Source organism: Rhodopseudomonas sp. BAL398, from assembly GCF_033001325.1.
Classification (GTDB): domain Bacteria; phylum Pseudomonadota; class Alphaproteobacteria; order Rhizobiales; family Xanthobacteraceae; genus JARJEH01.
This window is the reverse complement of the sequence record NZ_CP133111.1, coordinates 4506612-4521565: the sequence shown is the minus strand read 5'-3', so window position 1 is coordinate 4521565 and position 14954 is coordinate 4506612. Positions and strand designations below refer to the sequence as shown.

The following is a 14954-nucleotide window of genomic DNA, read 5'->3' as shown; positions in this document are numbered from 1 at the left end:
TCGCGGCCGCGCCCTCATGCGCTGGTCACGCTATCGGCGGTCTGCGCCAGCGCATGCGAGACCTCGCGGCATTGCGCGGCATAATCCGCCGAGGTGCGGAACTCTTCGCCGCGCGGCTGTGGCGCATCGATCCGGAATTCGGCGCCAATCGTTCCGGGCCGCGGCGTCATCACGACGACGCGCTGCGACAGATAGACCGACTCGAACACCGAATGGGTGACGAAGATGACGGTCTTGCGCAGCTTGCGCCACAGCGCCAGCAGATCATTGTTGAGGCGAAACCGGGTGATCTCGTCGAGCGCGGCGAAGGGTTCGTCCATCAGCAGGATGTCGGGATCGGTCACCAGCGCGCGGGCCAGCGACACCCGCATCTTCATGCCGCCGGACAATTCGCGCGGAAACGCTTCGGCGAAGTCGAGCAACCCGACCCGCGCCAGCGCCTCGCTGACGCGCGAGGCGATATCGCCGCGTGCCACATGGGCCAAGCGCAGCGGCAGGCTGACATTGCCGCGCACGCTGGTCCAGGGCATCAGCGTCGGCTCCTGAAACACGAAGCCGATCGCATGGTCGCCGCGCGCCTGCGCCGGCCGGCTCGACAGATTGACCGTACCGGACGACGGCGCGCTCAGGCCCGCGATCAGCCGCAGCGCCGTCGACTTGCCGCAGCCGGACGGCCCGAGCAGCGAGACGAATTCGCCGCGGCGCACGTCGAGGTCAAGCGGGCCCAGAGCGGCGGTGCCGTTGGGATAGGTCTTGGTGACCGCGCGCAGCCGGACCGCGACGCCGGCCGGCGCGCCGTCGAACTCGACGAAAACTGCGGGATCGGCCATCGCGCGGTCCTATTCTTGCGGCCGCAATCGCAGGCCGACGCCCTGATTGATGAAGCGCAGCGTATAGGCCTTGCGGAAATCGACGTCGCGGCGCACCACGCCGGCGCGCACCATCTTGTCGAAGAAACTGGCATAGCGCGCATCCGACATCGCGCCGATGCCGTCACGCAAGGTGTCGCCGGAATCGACGATGCCATATTCCTTCATCTTGCCGACCGAATAGGCCAGCATGGCGTCGGTCATGTCCGGATTGAGCTTCTTGATCATGGCGTTGCCGGCGGCATTGTCGCCATACAAATAATGATACCAGCCGATCAGCGAGGCATCGACGAAGCGCTGCACCAGGTCCGGCTGGCTGTCGACCAATTCGCGTCGTGTCTCGATCAGGGTGGAATAGCCGTTGAAACCGTAATCGGCGAGCAGCAGCACGGTCGGCTTGAATTGGGCCTGCTGCTCGATCACGAACGGCTCGGAGCTGACATAGCCCTGCATCGCGCTGTTGCGATCGACCAGGAAGGGTTGCGGGTTGAACGTGTAGGGCTTGACCTTCGCCTCGCTGAATCCGTATTCGGATTTGAGCCATTGAAAATAGCTGACGATGCCTTCCTTGGACACGAACAGCGTCAGCGGCTTGAGATCCTGCAGCTTGCTGACCTTGGATTCCGGATGCGCCAGGAACACCTGCGGGTCCTTCTGGAAGATCGCCGCGACGGCGACCACCGGGACATTGTTGGCGACCGCGTCGAAGGATTGCAGCGTATTGGCGCTCATGAAGAAATCGAGCTTGCCGGCGATCAGCAGCGCGCGGTTGTTGACATTGGGGCCGCCCGGCACGATCGAGACGTCGAGCCCATAGGTCTTGTAGGTGCCGTCGGCCACCGCCTGGAAGAACCCGCCATGCTCGGGCTCGGCCACCCAATTGGTGCCGAACGTGACCTGATCGAGCCCGTCCTTGCGCTTCTCCGCGGAGCCGGTCTTGGCGGGCGGCTTCGTCGCAACGGGCGGCGGCGGCTTCGGCGCGGCGGGCTTTTCCACCACGGCCGGCTTCTCCGCCGCGCCATGCCCGGCCGCGTGCGCCGCAACGCCCAGCGTCAAGGAGAGGCCGATGGTTAACGCGCGCAGCAAAAGGCCTGGGCTCATGATTGGACTCCGTCGGTCATTCAGAGGCATGATAGGCCGTTGCGGGGCCGGCATGGGTTCGACGTTGCGTTCGTGGCGAAACAATGCAGGCATTTGATCCATCTGACTAGCCAAGTGACTAGCCAAGCCGCGCGGCACCCAATCGCAAGCACCCAATTCCCGCAAGATAGCGTCGTTGACGATGACAACCCTCCCCCCTTCCCGCAACTGGACCGAGATTCACTGGCCGGAGATCGTTAACCCGGCGCGCTGGATCGCGGTGCTGCCGCTGGCGGCGACCGAGCAGCACGGCCCGCATCTGCCGCTCGGCACCGATGTGATGATCGCCGAGGCCTATCTAGCGCGGGTTGGCGAATTGCTGCCCGCCGCCGTGCCGGCGTGTTTCCTGCCGCTGCAGCCCGTCGGCTTGTCCACCGAGCATCTCTCATTCCCCGGCACCCTGACGCTGAGCACCGAGACTGCGCTGAGGCAATGGACCGAGATCGGCGACAGCGTCGCCCGCGCCGGCCTGCGCAAGCTGGTGCTGGTGACCAGCCATGGCGGCAACAGCGCGGCGATGAGTCTGGTGGCGCAGGAGCTGCGCGCGCGCCACGGCATGCTGGCGGTGACCACCTCTTGGGGGCGATTCGGCACCCCGGAGGGCATGATCGGCGCCGAGGAATTGCGCCACGGCATCCATGGCGGCGCGGTCGAGACCTCGATCATGCTGGCGTCGAATCCGCAGCTGGTGCGCGAGGATCGCGTCGCCGAGTTTGGCGCCGCCAGCATCGCGATGGAGCGCGATTTTCACTGGCTGTCGGCGCATCGGCCGGCGCCCTTCGCCTGGCAGACCGAGGATCTCAACCCCAGCGGCGCCGTCGGCGACGCGACGAAGGCCACGGCCGAAAACGGCCGGCGATTGATCGACCACGCCGCCCAGGCATTTTGCGAATTGCTCGGCGACATCAACCGCTTCGACCTCGCCGCGCTGGGCCGCCGGCCGAGCGTGTGAGCGTGTGAGCGTGTGAGCGTCTGAGCGTCTGAGCGTCTGAGCGTGTGAGCGTGTGAGCGTCTGAGTCAAAAGGCTATCAATAGATCAAGCATTCAAGGTCGTCATTGCGAGGAGCCCTTGCGACGAAGCAATCCAGTCCTCGCTTGCCGCCCCTGGATTGCTTCGCGTTCGGACGGCGCTGCGCGCCGGCCTCGGCTCGCAATGACGAGGCAACCTTGACCGGCCTATCTCACATCGCCGCGGCGAAGGTGTCGGCCCGCGCCATTGCCCAGGGTTCGCGATAGCGCACGTCCCCGGTGCCCTCGATCAGCTCGCCCGGACGCAGCGGCGGATACAGCCGCGCGAAGCTGCGCACGTCGGTCGTCGAGATCCGCTGCGAGAAATGGATCGGCCGGATCTGCTGCGGATGATCGAGCCCCGCCGCCGCGAGCAACTCGCTCAGCGCCTCCAGCGTAGCGCGGTGATAATTGCAGACCCGCTCGGTCTTGTCCGGCACCACCAAGGCGCGATAGCGCGACGGCTCCTGCGTGGTCACGCCGGTCGGGCAGCGATCGGTATGGCAGCTCAGCGACTGGATGCAGCCCAGCGAGAACATGAAGCCGCGCGCCGAATTGCACCAATCGGCGCCGATCGACATGGCGCGGGCCATGTCGAAGGCGGTGGCGATCTTGCCGGCGGCGCCGACCCGGACCCGGTCGCGGGCATTGATGCCGACCAGCGCGTTGTGCACGAAATTGACGCCCTCGCGCATCGGCATGCCGAGATGGTCCATGAATTCCAGCGGCGCCGCCCCGGTGCCGCCCTCCTTGCCGTCGACCACGATGAAATCGGGATAGATGTCGGTCTCCAGCATCGCCTTGCAGATCGCCAGAAATTCCCAGGTGTGGCCGATGCACAGCTTGAAGCCGGTCGGCTTGCCGCCGGACAGCCGGCGCATCTCGGCGATGAAGCCCATCATCTCCAGCGGCGTCGAAAACGCCTTGTGATAGGGCGGCGAGATGCAGTCCTCATCCATCGCCACGCCGCGGATGCGCGAAATCTCTTCCGACACTTTCGCGGCCGGCAGCACGCCGCCATGGCCGGGCTTGGCGCCCTGGCTGACCTTGAGCTCGATCATCTTGATCTGGTCGTCGGTGGCGACGCGGGCGAATTCCTCCGGGTTGAACGACCCGTCGCGATTGCGGCAGCCGAAATAGCCTGACCCGATTTCCCAGATCAGGTCGCCGCCGTTTTCCTTGTGATAGGGGCTGACGCCGCCTTCCCCGGTATCATGGGCGAAGCCGCCCTTGCGGGCGCCGGCATTCAACGCGCGGATCGCGTTCGGGCTCAGCGCGCCGAAGCTCATCGCCGAAATGTTGAAGACCGAGGCCGAATAGGGTTTGGCGCAATCCGGCCCGCCGATCAGCACGCGAAACAGCGCCTCGGCATGCGGACGCGGCGCCACCGAATGATGCATCCACTCATAGCCGTCGCGATAGACATCCTCCTGGGTGCCGAATGGCCGCTTGTCGAGCACCATCTTGGCGCGCTGATAGATCACCGCGCGGGTGTCGCGGCTAAACGGCATGCCGTCCTTCTCGCTCTCGAAGAAATATTGCCGCATCTCCGGGCGGATTTCCTCGAGCAGAAAACGCAGATGCGCGGAAATCGGGTAGTTGCGCAGCACCGCGTGGTTCTTCTGCAACAGGTCGCGGATGCCGAGCAGCGTCAGCGCGCCGAACACCAGCGTCGGCACCAATATCGGACCGAGCAATTTGCCGTCCGAGATTCCGATGCTCAGCAGCAGCACGGTGAGGACGCCGCAGATCGTCAGAGCGATGAACCGCGGCGAGAAAGGCAGCAAAAGCGTTTCCATGAAATCCCTTGGGGCGCGCGCGCGATGGCCCGCTTGTCTGGTGTCTGCGCCGCGAGCGACGCCGGCGCGGGGCTGTATCCGATCATTTCGGCCGGACCGCGGCAGCGCCGCGCGAAAACCCATACACCATTTTGACCACGCCGAGATCACAAGGCGACGACCACCGCGTGCCGCGGCCCGGTCCATTGCCCGGCGGCGCGACGGGCGTGAGGCCGATATCGATCCGCCAGACCCGGTTTCGGGCGCCATTGCGCCGGAAAACACTTGCGGGGGGACGCGGCTGCGGCAATGACTGGCGGACCGCGCTGCAAAAGCCCCGATCGCCGCGACCGCCGGAACCAGATGTATCGCCTCCCCGATTTTCGTGCCGGAAAGCCCGGATTCTATCCGGATCAGGCCATCTATGCCGAATATGCCTGCGCCCATTTCGGGCTGGGTTTTGCCGAACACGACGCCGGCACCGGGCTGTTGTTCTCGGTGACCGCCCCGCCACGGACGCTCAGCTTCGGCGCCGGGCGCGGCTCGTTCTATCCGCAGAACAACGCCACCGCCGCGACGCTGGCCAATGACAAATATCTCGCCAATGCGGTGCTGGCGCGCGCCGGCATCGCCAGCCTCGGCGGCCGCTATTTCTTTCTGCACGCCCGCCACCGTGCGCTGCGCCCGCCGGGCCATGAGCGCGCCGACGCCCTGGCCTATCTCGCAGCATTGGGCGGGCGCGCCTTCGTCAAGCCGTTGCTGGGCTCGCGCGGCGATTTCGCGCAGATGATCGAAAGCGAGGCGGCGCTTTCGGACTATCTCGACGCGGTGTCGCGCTATTATGATTCGGTGCTGATCCAGCCGCTGGCCCGCGGGCACGAATATCGGATCTTCGTGATCGACGACGAAATCCTGTATTGCGCGCGCAAATATCCGCCGGCGCTGCTCGGCGATGGGGTGCGCAGCATTGACGAATTGCTGACGCAACACGATCTGGCATTGCGCGCGCGTGGCCTATCGCCCGCCGCAATCGCGCCCAACGGGCATGATGTCGTGCTCGCATCCGGCGCGCGATGGGAGATTCCCGGGCGGATGAATCTCAGCATTGGCGGAACCATGGCGCTCGAGGCGCCCGAACCCGAACAGGAGGCCTGCGCCATCGCCAGAGCATCAGTGCGCGCGCTCGGCCTGCGGCTCGGCGCGGTCGACATCTTTGTGGAGCCGGGGCCGGACCAGATCCGCGTCATCGAGGTCAATTCCAATCCGTCGATCCGCTTTCTGGAAGATTGCGGCCGCGACGATCTGATCCTGGCGATCTGGCGGCATACATTCACCGCGATGGGATTGCTGTAATGTTCAGCCTGCCGAAATATGGCGAAGGGCTTTGCCTGGCGCGCCTGGCGGAATTGCTCTCGGTTCTGGGAATCGACCGCGCCCGGCTGCGCGAGATCTCGGTGGTAGTCACCGGCTCCAACGGCAAGGGCTCGACCGCCGCGTTCTGCGCCGCGATCGGCCGCGCCTTCGGCCTGCGCAGCGGGCTGTTCACCTCGCCGCATCTGTATCGCTTCAACGAGCGGTTTCGGATCGACGGCGCGCCGATCGACGACGCCACGCTGGCGCGGTTGCTGGCGCGCATCGAGGCGGCGATCGCCGATGTCGCACAACGGCGCGGCGAATCCTTCGGCGCCTTCGAGGCGCAATTTGCGCTAGCCTGCCTGTATTTCCAGGAGGCGCAATGCGATTTCGCGGTGTTCGAGGCCGGGATCGGCGGCCGCTACGATCCGGCCCGGCTGATCGGCGCGTTGGCGACCTGCGTGACTTCGGTGGATTATGAGCACGTCGCACTGCTGGGCCATTCGCTCGAATTGATCGCCTCCGACAAGAGCGACGCCTGCGCCGCCGGCGGCGTCATCGTCTATGGCGAGAACTGCGCCGCGCTGCGCGATCACCTCACCGAATATAACCGCAGCCGCGACGTGGTCGGGCTGTTTGTCGGCGACCAGCTCAGCATCGGCAATCCGATCAGCACCGCGCAGGGGCAGTGCTTCGATCTGCGTTTCGACAGCCAGGATTTTGCGGCGATCGAGATGAACTTGCTCGGCGCATTCCAGTTCAACAATGCCGCGATCGCGATCGCGCTGGTTCTGCTGTGGCTCGAACGCAGCAGACCCGACGCGACGCCCCGCGCCATCGAATCGGCGATCCGCGCCGGCCTGCGCAATGCAGAGTGGCCCGGCCGGCTGGAGACGATCCGTCAGCAGCCGCTCACCGTGATTGACGTCGGCCACACCCCCGACGGCATCCGCCGCGCGCTGGCGAGCCTTGTTTCGATCCACGGCGCCGACGGTTGGATCCTGGTGCTCGGCGTCTCGCGCGACAAGAGCGCCGACGCCATCGTCGCCGCGCTGGCGCCGTCGTTCGATCGCATCATCTGCACATCGGCGCATCACAAGGGCGCCGATGCCGCGACGATCGCCGATAGCGCGCACCGCGCCAATCCGCGGGCGGATATTCATATCGCGCCCACGGTCGCCCTCGCGGCGCGCGACGCGCTGGCAATGGCCCAATCGCTCAACCGCAAGATCTATGTCGCCGGCGGATTGTTCCTGGCGATCGAATTCGCCACCGTGACCCGCGGCGGCCGCGCCGAGGATCTGGCGTTCTTCTGAGAGCGTGACTGAAAAGGGATCAATAGAACGAGGCTTACAACGCCGTCATTGCGAGGAGCTCTTGCGACGAAGCAATCCAGTCCTTGCTTGATGTCCCTGGATTGCTTCGCCGTCGGACGGCGCGATCCGCCGTCCTCGGCTCGCAATGACCACCTTGAAGGCTTGATTCTCTTGATATCATCTTCAGTCTGGCTCTGAGCGCCGGTCGCGGTGCGTCGACTTTGCCGTTGCGGAGCGCGATGTCGCCGACTAGCGTCCGCCGCAATCGCCGCCATAACAGGCCCGCGACGATCGCCACGGCGATCGCATCGCAGGGCCACAGGGAGAGCATCGTGAACGCCGCAACCAATCCCGAGATCAACCGACAGATCCTGCTGGTCGAGAAGCCGACCGGCAAGCTCGGCCCCGAACATTTCAAGATGGCGGACGCGCCGATCCCCGAGCCGAAGGATGGCGAGGCGCTGCTGCGCGTGCGCTACATCTCGCTCGACGCCGCCAACCGCGCCTGGATGCATGGCGCGACCTATCGGGCCGCGGTCGAGACCAATACGGTGATGGCCGGCGGCGGCATCGCCGAGGTGGTGGCGTCGAAGGCGCCGGGGCTGAAGCCGGGCGATATCGTGTTCGGCGACACCGGCTGGCAGGACTTTGCCGCGGTGCCGGCCAAGCATCTCAGTAAGATGCCGAATATCGAGCCGATGACGCATCTGTTGAGCGTCTACGGCATCGCCGGCCTCACCGCCTATTTCGGCCTGCTCGATGTCGGCAAGCCGAAGGCGGGCGAGACCGTGGTGGTCTCCGCCGCGGCCGGATCGGTCGGCTCGATCGTCGGCCAGATCGCCAAGATCAAGGGCTGCCGCGTCGTCGGCATCGCCGGCGGCAAGGACAAATGCGACTGGCTGACCCGCGAACTCGGCTTTGACGCCGCCGTCGACTACAAGGACGGCGCGGTGTTCAAGGCGCTCAGGGCGGCGGCGCCGAACGGCATCGACGTCTATTTCGACAATGTCGGCGGCGACATTCTGGAGGCCTGTCTGGCGCAGATGAATCTGCGCGGCCGGATCGCCTGCTGCGGCGCGATCTCGCAATATGACGGCGTGCCCTCGGCCACCGGCCCGCGCGGCGTGCCCGGGCTGATCGTGGTCAAGCGGCTGATCATGCAGGGCTTCATCGTGATGGACTACATGGACCAGCGCGACCAGGCGCTGACCGAGCTGCAATCCTGGGTCGGCTCCGGCAAGCTCAAGGTGCAGGAGGACGTCATCGACGGGCTGGAAAACACCCCGCAGGCGCTGATCGGATTGCTGGCCGGCGAGAACCGCGGCAAGCGGATGGTGAAGCTATAGGCCATTGGCCCGAAAGGTGGCTGGTTGACGGGCTGCTGGCGGGATAGGGTCGCCGCATGGCGATCACCGACATTGCGACCCGAACCTACGACCATGGCTGGCGGCTCGATCCGATCGTGCGCAGCCTGCTCGACACCGATTTCTACAAATTGCTGATGCTGCAGATGATCCGGGATCTCTACCCGGATCAGCACGTCACTTTCTCGGTGATCAACCGCAGCCGGCATGTCCGGCTCGGCGAGGTCATCGACGAAACCGAGCTGCGCGCCCAGCTCGACCACGCCCGCACCATCCGCTTCAGCAAGAAGGAGCTGATCTGGCTGGCCGGCAATACGTTCTACGGCAAGACCCAGATGTTTTCGCCGGATTTCATCAAATGGCTCGCGAGCTTCCGGCTGCCCGACTACGAGCTGACAAAAGTCGACGGCCAGTATGAGCTGCATTTCCACGGGCCGTGGACCCACACCACGATGTGGGAAATCCCGGCGCTGGCGATCCTCAATGAATTGCGCTCGCGCCAGGCCACCAAAGGAAAGGGCCGCTTCGCCCTCGATGTTCTGTATGCCCGCGCCAAGGCCAAGCTGTGGAGCAAGGTCGAGCGCCTGCACCGGCTCGACGGATTGCAGCTGTCCGATTTCGGCACACGGCGGCGCCACGGCTTTCTGTGGCAGCGCTGGTGCGTCGAGGCCGTCAAGGAAGGGCTCGGCGCCTCCTTCACCGGCACCTCCAACGTGTTGCTGGCGATGGACAGCGATCTCGAGGCGATCGGAACCAATGCCCATGAATTGCCGATGGTGGCCGCCGCGCTGGCCAATGACGACGCCGAATTGCGCTGGGCGCCCTATCGGATTCTCGACCAGTGGCGCCACACTTATGCGGGCAATCTGCTGATCGCGCTGCCCGACGCCTTCGGCACCACGGCCTTCCTGCGCGACGCGCCCAAATGGGTGGCCGACTGGACCGGCTTTCGGCCCGACAGCGCGCCACCGATCGCGGCAGGCGAGGAAATCATCAAATGGTGGAAGCAGAAGGGCCAGGATCCCAGGGAAAAGCTGCTGGTGTTTTCCGACGGCATGGACGTCGACTCAATCGAGCAGACCTATCATCACTTTGCCGGGCGGGTCAGGGTCAGCTTCGGCTGGGGCACCAACCTCACCAATGATTTCGTCGGCTGCGCGCCGGACGGATCGACCAATCTCGACCCGATCTCGATCGTCTGCAAGGTGACCTCGGTCGACGGCCGGCCCGCCGTGAAACTGTCCGACAATCCCGAAAAGGCCACCGGCAGCCCCGCCGAAATCGAGCGCTATCTGCGGGTGTTCGGCGATGCCGGTCGGGTGCGCAACGCGGTGCATGTCTGAGCGCGTGGCCGACCCGGGCGATCGGCGCATCGAACGCATTGAGAGTCTGACTCAAAAGCGATCAATCGAATCAAGCCTTTGGATTCGTCATTGCGAGGAGCTCTTGCGACGAAGCAATCCAGTCTGAGCTTGAGGCCCCTGGATTGCTTCGCGTTCGGACGGCGCGATGCGCCGTCCTCGGCTCGCAATGACGTCATGGACCTTGATCGCATTTTCGGTCAGGCTGTTAGTAACTGCGCCGCACCACGCGATGGCGGCGCTGTCCGCCAAGCAGCCAACTGATACCAAGCAGGCCGGCCACGGCGACGCCGGCCAGGATGGCCTCGCGATGCCGCTCGGTGAACATTTCCCAGCTGCTTGATCGCGCGCTGGCGTCGAAGCGTCCATGGGCGGTGGCGTGGCCGGGGACCGGCTCGAACAGATTGCCGGGCGAATCGGGCGGCAGCGGCCGGTTGCTGAGTTGCCCGCTATAGCCCGCGCTCGCCAGATAGCGGTCGATCAGGCCCGGCGCGATCATGTTGCCGACGATTGCCTTCACGGTGGAAAAGCCGACCCACACCTCGCGGCGCTCATGGGTAGCGCCGAAATAGATCGCACGCGCCGCCACTTCGGGCTCGAAAATCGGCGCCACCGGCCGCGCCATCTTGTGCATCTTGTTGAGCGCCCAATCGAATTGCGGGGTGTTCACGGCCGGCAGATGAACCATGGTGAGCCCGATATCGAGACCATCATGGATGATCTCCGAGCGCAGCGAATCGGTGAAGCCGCGGATCGCCGCCTTGGCGCCGCAATAGGCCGCTTGCAGCGGCACCGAGCGATAGGACAGCGCCGAGCCGACATTGACGATCTTGCCCTGACGTCGCAGCCGCATCCGCTTCAGCGCCGCCATCATGCCGTAGACCTGACCCAGATAGGTGACCTCGGTGGCGCGCTGCACTTCCCGCGGCGTAAGCTGGTCGACCGGCGAAAACACCGTCGCCATCGCGACATTGACCCAGACGGCGATGGCGCCCAATTCGCTTTCCACCTGCGAGGCCGCGGCCTCGACCTGATCGGCGTCCGCCATATCGGTCGGAATCGGCAGCGCCCGTTGCCCGATCCTTTCGATCTCGCGCTTGAGGCTGTCGAGGCGATCGGGATCGCGCGACAGCAGCGCGACATCGTAGCCATTGCGGGCAAATTCAAGCGCAGTGGCCCGTCCGACGCCGGCGCCAGCGCCGGTAATGACCGCGATCTTCCTCATGGAGAGCCTCCGACGATGAGCCAATGCTTGCTCAACGTGGCGCGCAGGCGATCGTTTCATCATGGAAGATTGTTAATCGGAACAGCCGCGCGCTTCGGCGATCGGGATGCGGCGACTCGGATGTCATCGGCGTGACGCGCGGCCGCGGCAGGGGGGCGGGAGCCGGGCGCAGCATCACAGCCGTGACATCCGATCCGTCGCAACGAACCAATCCGGCAGGCGGGGTCAGCCGCCGGACGGGTCCTGCGAAGCTATACGACCTCCCTTGTCCCGTGCGGCCGCGGCGCATCCGGCTCCTCGGGCGCGAGCGGCGTCATCGAGCCTTCGCCGTGCTGGATCAGCGGGCGGTTGCCGCTCAATGCGCGCAGCAGCACGTAGAACATCGGCGTGAAGAACACCCCGAAGGCGGTGACGCCGATCATGCCGGAGAACACCGCCACGCCCATGGCGTGGCGCATCTCGGAGCCGGCGCCGGTGGAGATCACCAGCGGCACGACGCCCATGATGAAGGCCAACGAGGTCATCAGGATCGGCCGCAACCGCAGCCGGCTGGCCTCGATCGCCGCCTGCACCGGCGTGCGGCCGCCGAATTCCAGCTCGCGGGCGAATTCCACGATCAGGATCGCGTTCTTGGCCGACAGCCCGACCAGCACGATCAGGCCGATCTGGGTAAAGACGTTGTTGTCGCCCTTGGTGACCCAGACCCCGAACATCGCCGCCAGCAGGCCCATCGGCACGATCATGATGATCGACAGCGGCAGCATCAGGCTTTCGTATTGCGCGGCGAGCACCAGGAACACCAGCAGCAGCGCCACCGGGAACACGATGAAGGACGAATTGCCGGCGATGATCTCCTGATAGGTCAGTTCGGTCCATTCGAAGCCGATGCCCTTGGGCAAGGTCTCGGCGGCGACGCGGGCGATGGCGTCCTGGGCCTGGCCGGTGGAATAGCCCGGCGCCGCGCCGCCATTGAGGTCGGCGGTCAGAAAGCCGTTGTAGCGCATGGCGCGTTCCGGCCCCGCGCTCTCCTTGATCTTCAGCAGCGCCGACAGCGGCACCATCTCGTTGGTGTCGGAGCGCACTTTCAGCAGGCCGACATCGTCGGCGCGGCCGCGATATTTGGCGTCGGCCTGCACGCGGACCGAATAGGTGCGGCCGAATTTGTTGAAGTCGTTGACGTAGAGCGAGCCGAGATAGATCTGCATGGTCTCGAACACGCTGGTCACCGGCACATGGAGCTGGCGCGCCTTGGTGCGGTCGATGTCGGCATAGAGCTGCGGCACGTTGACCTGATAGGAGGTGAACAGGCCGGCCAGCTCCTTCTGCTGCGTGGCCTTGGCGACGAACGCCTTGGTGGCATCGGACAGCGCGTCATAGCCGAGCCCGACGCGGTCCTCGATCTGCAGCTTGAAGCCGCCGATGGTGCCGAGGCCGGATACCGGCGGCGGCGGGAACATGGCGATGAAGGCGTCCTGGATCGCCGCGAACTTGCCGTTCAGCGTCATCGCAATCGCATTGCCGCTGAGCGCCGCGGTCTTGCGCTCGTCGAACGGTTTCAGCGTCACGAACACGATGCCGGAATTCGACGAATTGGTGAAGCCGTTGATCGACAGGCCGGGAAACTGGATCGCGTCCTCGACGCCCGGCGTCTTGAGCGCGATCTCGCCCATCCGGCGGATCACCTCCTCGGTGCGGTCCAGCGTGGCGCCGTCGGGCAATTGCGCAAAGCCGACCAGATATTGCTTGTCCTGACCCGGCACGAAGCCGCCGGGCACCGCCTTGAATAACAGCCCGGTGACGCCGATCAGCGCCACATAGGCCACCATCACGATGGCGCGACGCGAGATCACCCGGCCGACGCCGCCGCTATAGGCATTGGAGCTGCGGGTGAACGCCCGGTTGAAGCGCCGGAAGAACCAGCCCAGCGCTCGGTCCATGCCGCGGGTCAGCGCATCCTTCGGCGCGTCATGGCCTTTGAGCAGCAGCGCGGCGAGCGCCGGCGACAGCGTCAGCGAATTGAAGGCGGAGATCACCGTGGAGATCGCCACTGTCAGGGCGAACTGTTTGTAGAACTGCCCGGTGAGACCGGTGATGAAGGCCAGCGGCACGAACACCGCCACCAGCACCAGCGCGATGGCGATGATCGGGCCGGTGACCTCGCGCATCGCCTGATAGGCGGCGTGCTTTGGCGACAGCCCGCTTTCGATATTGCGCTCGACATTCTCCACCACCACGATGGCGTCGTCGACCACGATGCCGATCGCCAGCACCAGCCCGAACAGAGTCAGCGCGTTGATCGAGAATCCGAACAGATGCATCACCGCGAAGGTGCCGACCACCGACACCGGCACCGCGATCAGCGGGATGATCGAGGCCCGCCAGGTCTGCAGGAACAGGATCACCACCAGCACCACCAGCGCCACCGCTTCCAGCAGCGTGTGGATCACCGCCTCGATCGAGGCGCGGACGAATTGGGTGGGGTCGTAGACGATGCTGTAGTCCATGCCGTCGGGCATGTTCTTCTTCAGCTCGGCCATGGTCTTGCGGACATTGTCGGAGATCTGGATGGCGTTGGAGCCGGGCGCCTGGAAGATCGGCACCGCCACCGCCGATTTGTTGTTGAGCAAGGAGCGCAGCGAATAATCGGCGGCGCCGAGCTCGATGCGGGCGATGTCGCGCAGCCGCGTCACTTCGCCATTGGCGCCGCTCTTGACGATGATGTCGCCGAACTGCTCCTCGGTCTGCAGCCGGCCCTGGGCATTGATCGACAGCTGCAGGTCGAGGCCAGACTCGCTCGGCGAGGCCCCGACGACGCCGGCGGCGGCCTGGACGTTCTGCTCGCGGATCTCCTTGACCACGTCGGCCGGCGACAACCCGCGCTCGGCGACCTTCTGCGGATCGAGCCAGATCCGCATCGAATAATCGCCGGAGCCGAACAGCTGGACCTGGCCGACGCCCTCGATGCGCGCCAACCGGTCCTTGACGTTGAGCACCGCGTAGTTGCGCAGATAGGTCATGTCGTAGCGGTCATTGGGCGACAGCAGATGCACCACCATGGTCAAATCGGGCGCGCTCTTGATGGTGGTGATGCCCAGGGTGCGGACCTCGGCGGGCAGCCGCGGCTCTGCCTGCGACACCCGGTTCTGCACCAGCTGCTGGGCCTTGTCGGGATCGGTGCCGAGCCGGAAGGTGACGTTGAGCGTCATCAGCCCGTCGGTGGTGGCCTGGCTGCTCATATAGAGCATGCCTTCGACGCCGTTGATCTGCTCCTCGATCGGCGTCGCCACGGTCTCGGCGATCACCTTGGGATTGGCGCCGGGATATTGCGCGCGCACTACCACGGTCGGCGGCGACACTTCGGGATATTCGGAGATCGGTAGCACCGGCAGCGACAACAGGCCGGCCAGGAAAATCAACGTGGACAGCACGCCGGCAAAGATCGGGCGGTCGATGAAGAATTTCGAGAAATGCATGGCGCTAGCTCGCTAAATTGGGTGTCGCGGACAATGGGGTCCCGGCGCGGCCGAGATGTCGGCCGCG

At 65.3% G+C, this 14954-nt stretch carries 10 protein-coding genes; 5 read left to right on the top strand and 5 right to left on the bottom strand.

Annotation, left to right across the window (positions count from 1 at the left end; translation table 11 throughout):
- Nucleotides 1–14: 14 nt before the first annotated feature.
- Entirely contained in the window at nucleotides 15–830 is an 816-nt protein-coding gene (locus RBJ75_RS21300; RefSeq protein ID WP_044417439.1) for an ABC transporter ATP-binding protein, read from the bottom strand.
- A 9-nt stretch (nucleotides 831–839) separates the two neighbouring features.
- A complete protein-coding gene (locus RBJ75_RS21295; protein ID WP_044417438.1) occupies nucleotides 840–1970 on the bottom strand; it encodes an ABC transporter substrate-binding protein in 1131 nt (376 codons plus the stop codon).
- Nucleotides 1971–2151: 181 nt separating this feature from the next.
- Between RBJ75_RS21295 and RBJ75_RS21290 the strand changes: the two genes are divergently transcribed.
- Nucleotides 2152–2961, top strand: a complete 810-nt coding sequence (locus tag RBJ75_RS21290; protein ID WP_044417437.1) for a creatininase family protein — start codon at nucleotides 2152–2154, stop codon at nucleotides 2959–2961.
- Between the two features lie 229 nt (nucleotides 2962–3190).
- On the opposite strand, the gene RBJ75_RS21285 is transcribed toward RBJ75_RS21290, so the two are convergent.
- Nucleotides 3191–4816: an FMN-binding glutamate synthase family protein gene (locus RBJ75_RS21285; RefSeq protein ID WP_044418306.1), complete on the bottom strand. Its 1626-nt coding sequence runs from the start codon at nucleotides 4814–4816 to the stop codon at nucleotides 3191–3193.
- A 342-nt stretch (nucleotides 4817–5158) separates the two neighbouring features.
- Here RBJ75_RS21285 and RBJ75_RS21280 point away from each other — a divergent pair, with 342 nt between their 5' ends.
- The 4 genes from RBJ75_RS21280 to pncB all read left to right on the top strand — a co-directional run bounded on the left by RBJ75_RS21280 (nucleotide 5159) and on the right by pncB (nucleotide 10171).
- On the top strand, nucleotides 5159–6148 hold the full coding sequence (locus RBJ75_RS21280; RefSeq protein ID WP_044418308.1) for a RimK family alpha-L-glutamate ligase: 990 nt from the start codon (nucleotides 5159–5161) through the stop codon (nucleotides 6146–6148).
- Entirely contained in the window at nucleotides 6148–7464 is a 1317-nt protein-coding gene (locus tag RBJ75_RS21275; RefSeq protein ID WP_044418310.1) for a bifunctional folylpolyglutamate synthase/dihydrofolate synthase, read from the top strand. Before RBJ75_RS21280 ends, RBJ75_RS21275 begins: the two co-directional genes overlap by 1 nt.
- 332 nt (nucleotides 7465–7796) lie before the next feature.
- Entirely contained in the window at nucleotides 7797–8810 is a 1014-nt protein-coding gene (locus RBJ75_RS21270; RefSeq protein WP_234707535.1) for an NADP-dependent oxidoreductase, read from the top strand.
- Nucleotides 8811–8866: 56 nt separating this feature from the next.
- Nucleotides 8867–10171, top strand: coding sequence for a nicotinate phosphoribosyltransferase (gene pncB / locus RBJ75_RS21265; RefSeq protein WP_044418326.1), 1305 nt, complete (start codon nucleotides 8867–8869; stop codon nucleotides 10169–10171).
- Between the two features lie 226 nt (nucleotides 10172–10397).
- Here pncB and RBJ75_RS21260 read toward each other — a convergent pair whose 3' ends face one another.
- Nucleotides 10398–11414: an SDR family oxidoreductase gene (locus RBJ75_RS21260; protein ID WP_044405582.1), complete on the bottom strand. Its 1017-nt coding sequence runs from the start codon at nucleotides 11412–11414 to the stop codon at nucleotides 10398–10400.
- A 251-nt stretch (nucleotides 11415–11665) separates the two neighbouring features.
- Complete coding sequence (locus tag RBJ75_RS21255) at nucleotides 11666–14887, bottom strand: efflux RND transporter permease subunit (RefSeq protein WP_044405580.1); 3222 nt, start codon at nucleotides 14885–14887, stop codon at nucleotides 11666–11668.
- Nucleotides 14888–14954 lie beyond the last annotated feature (67 nt).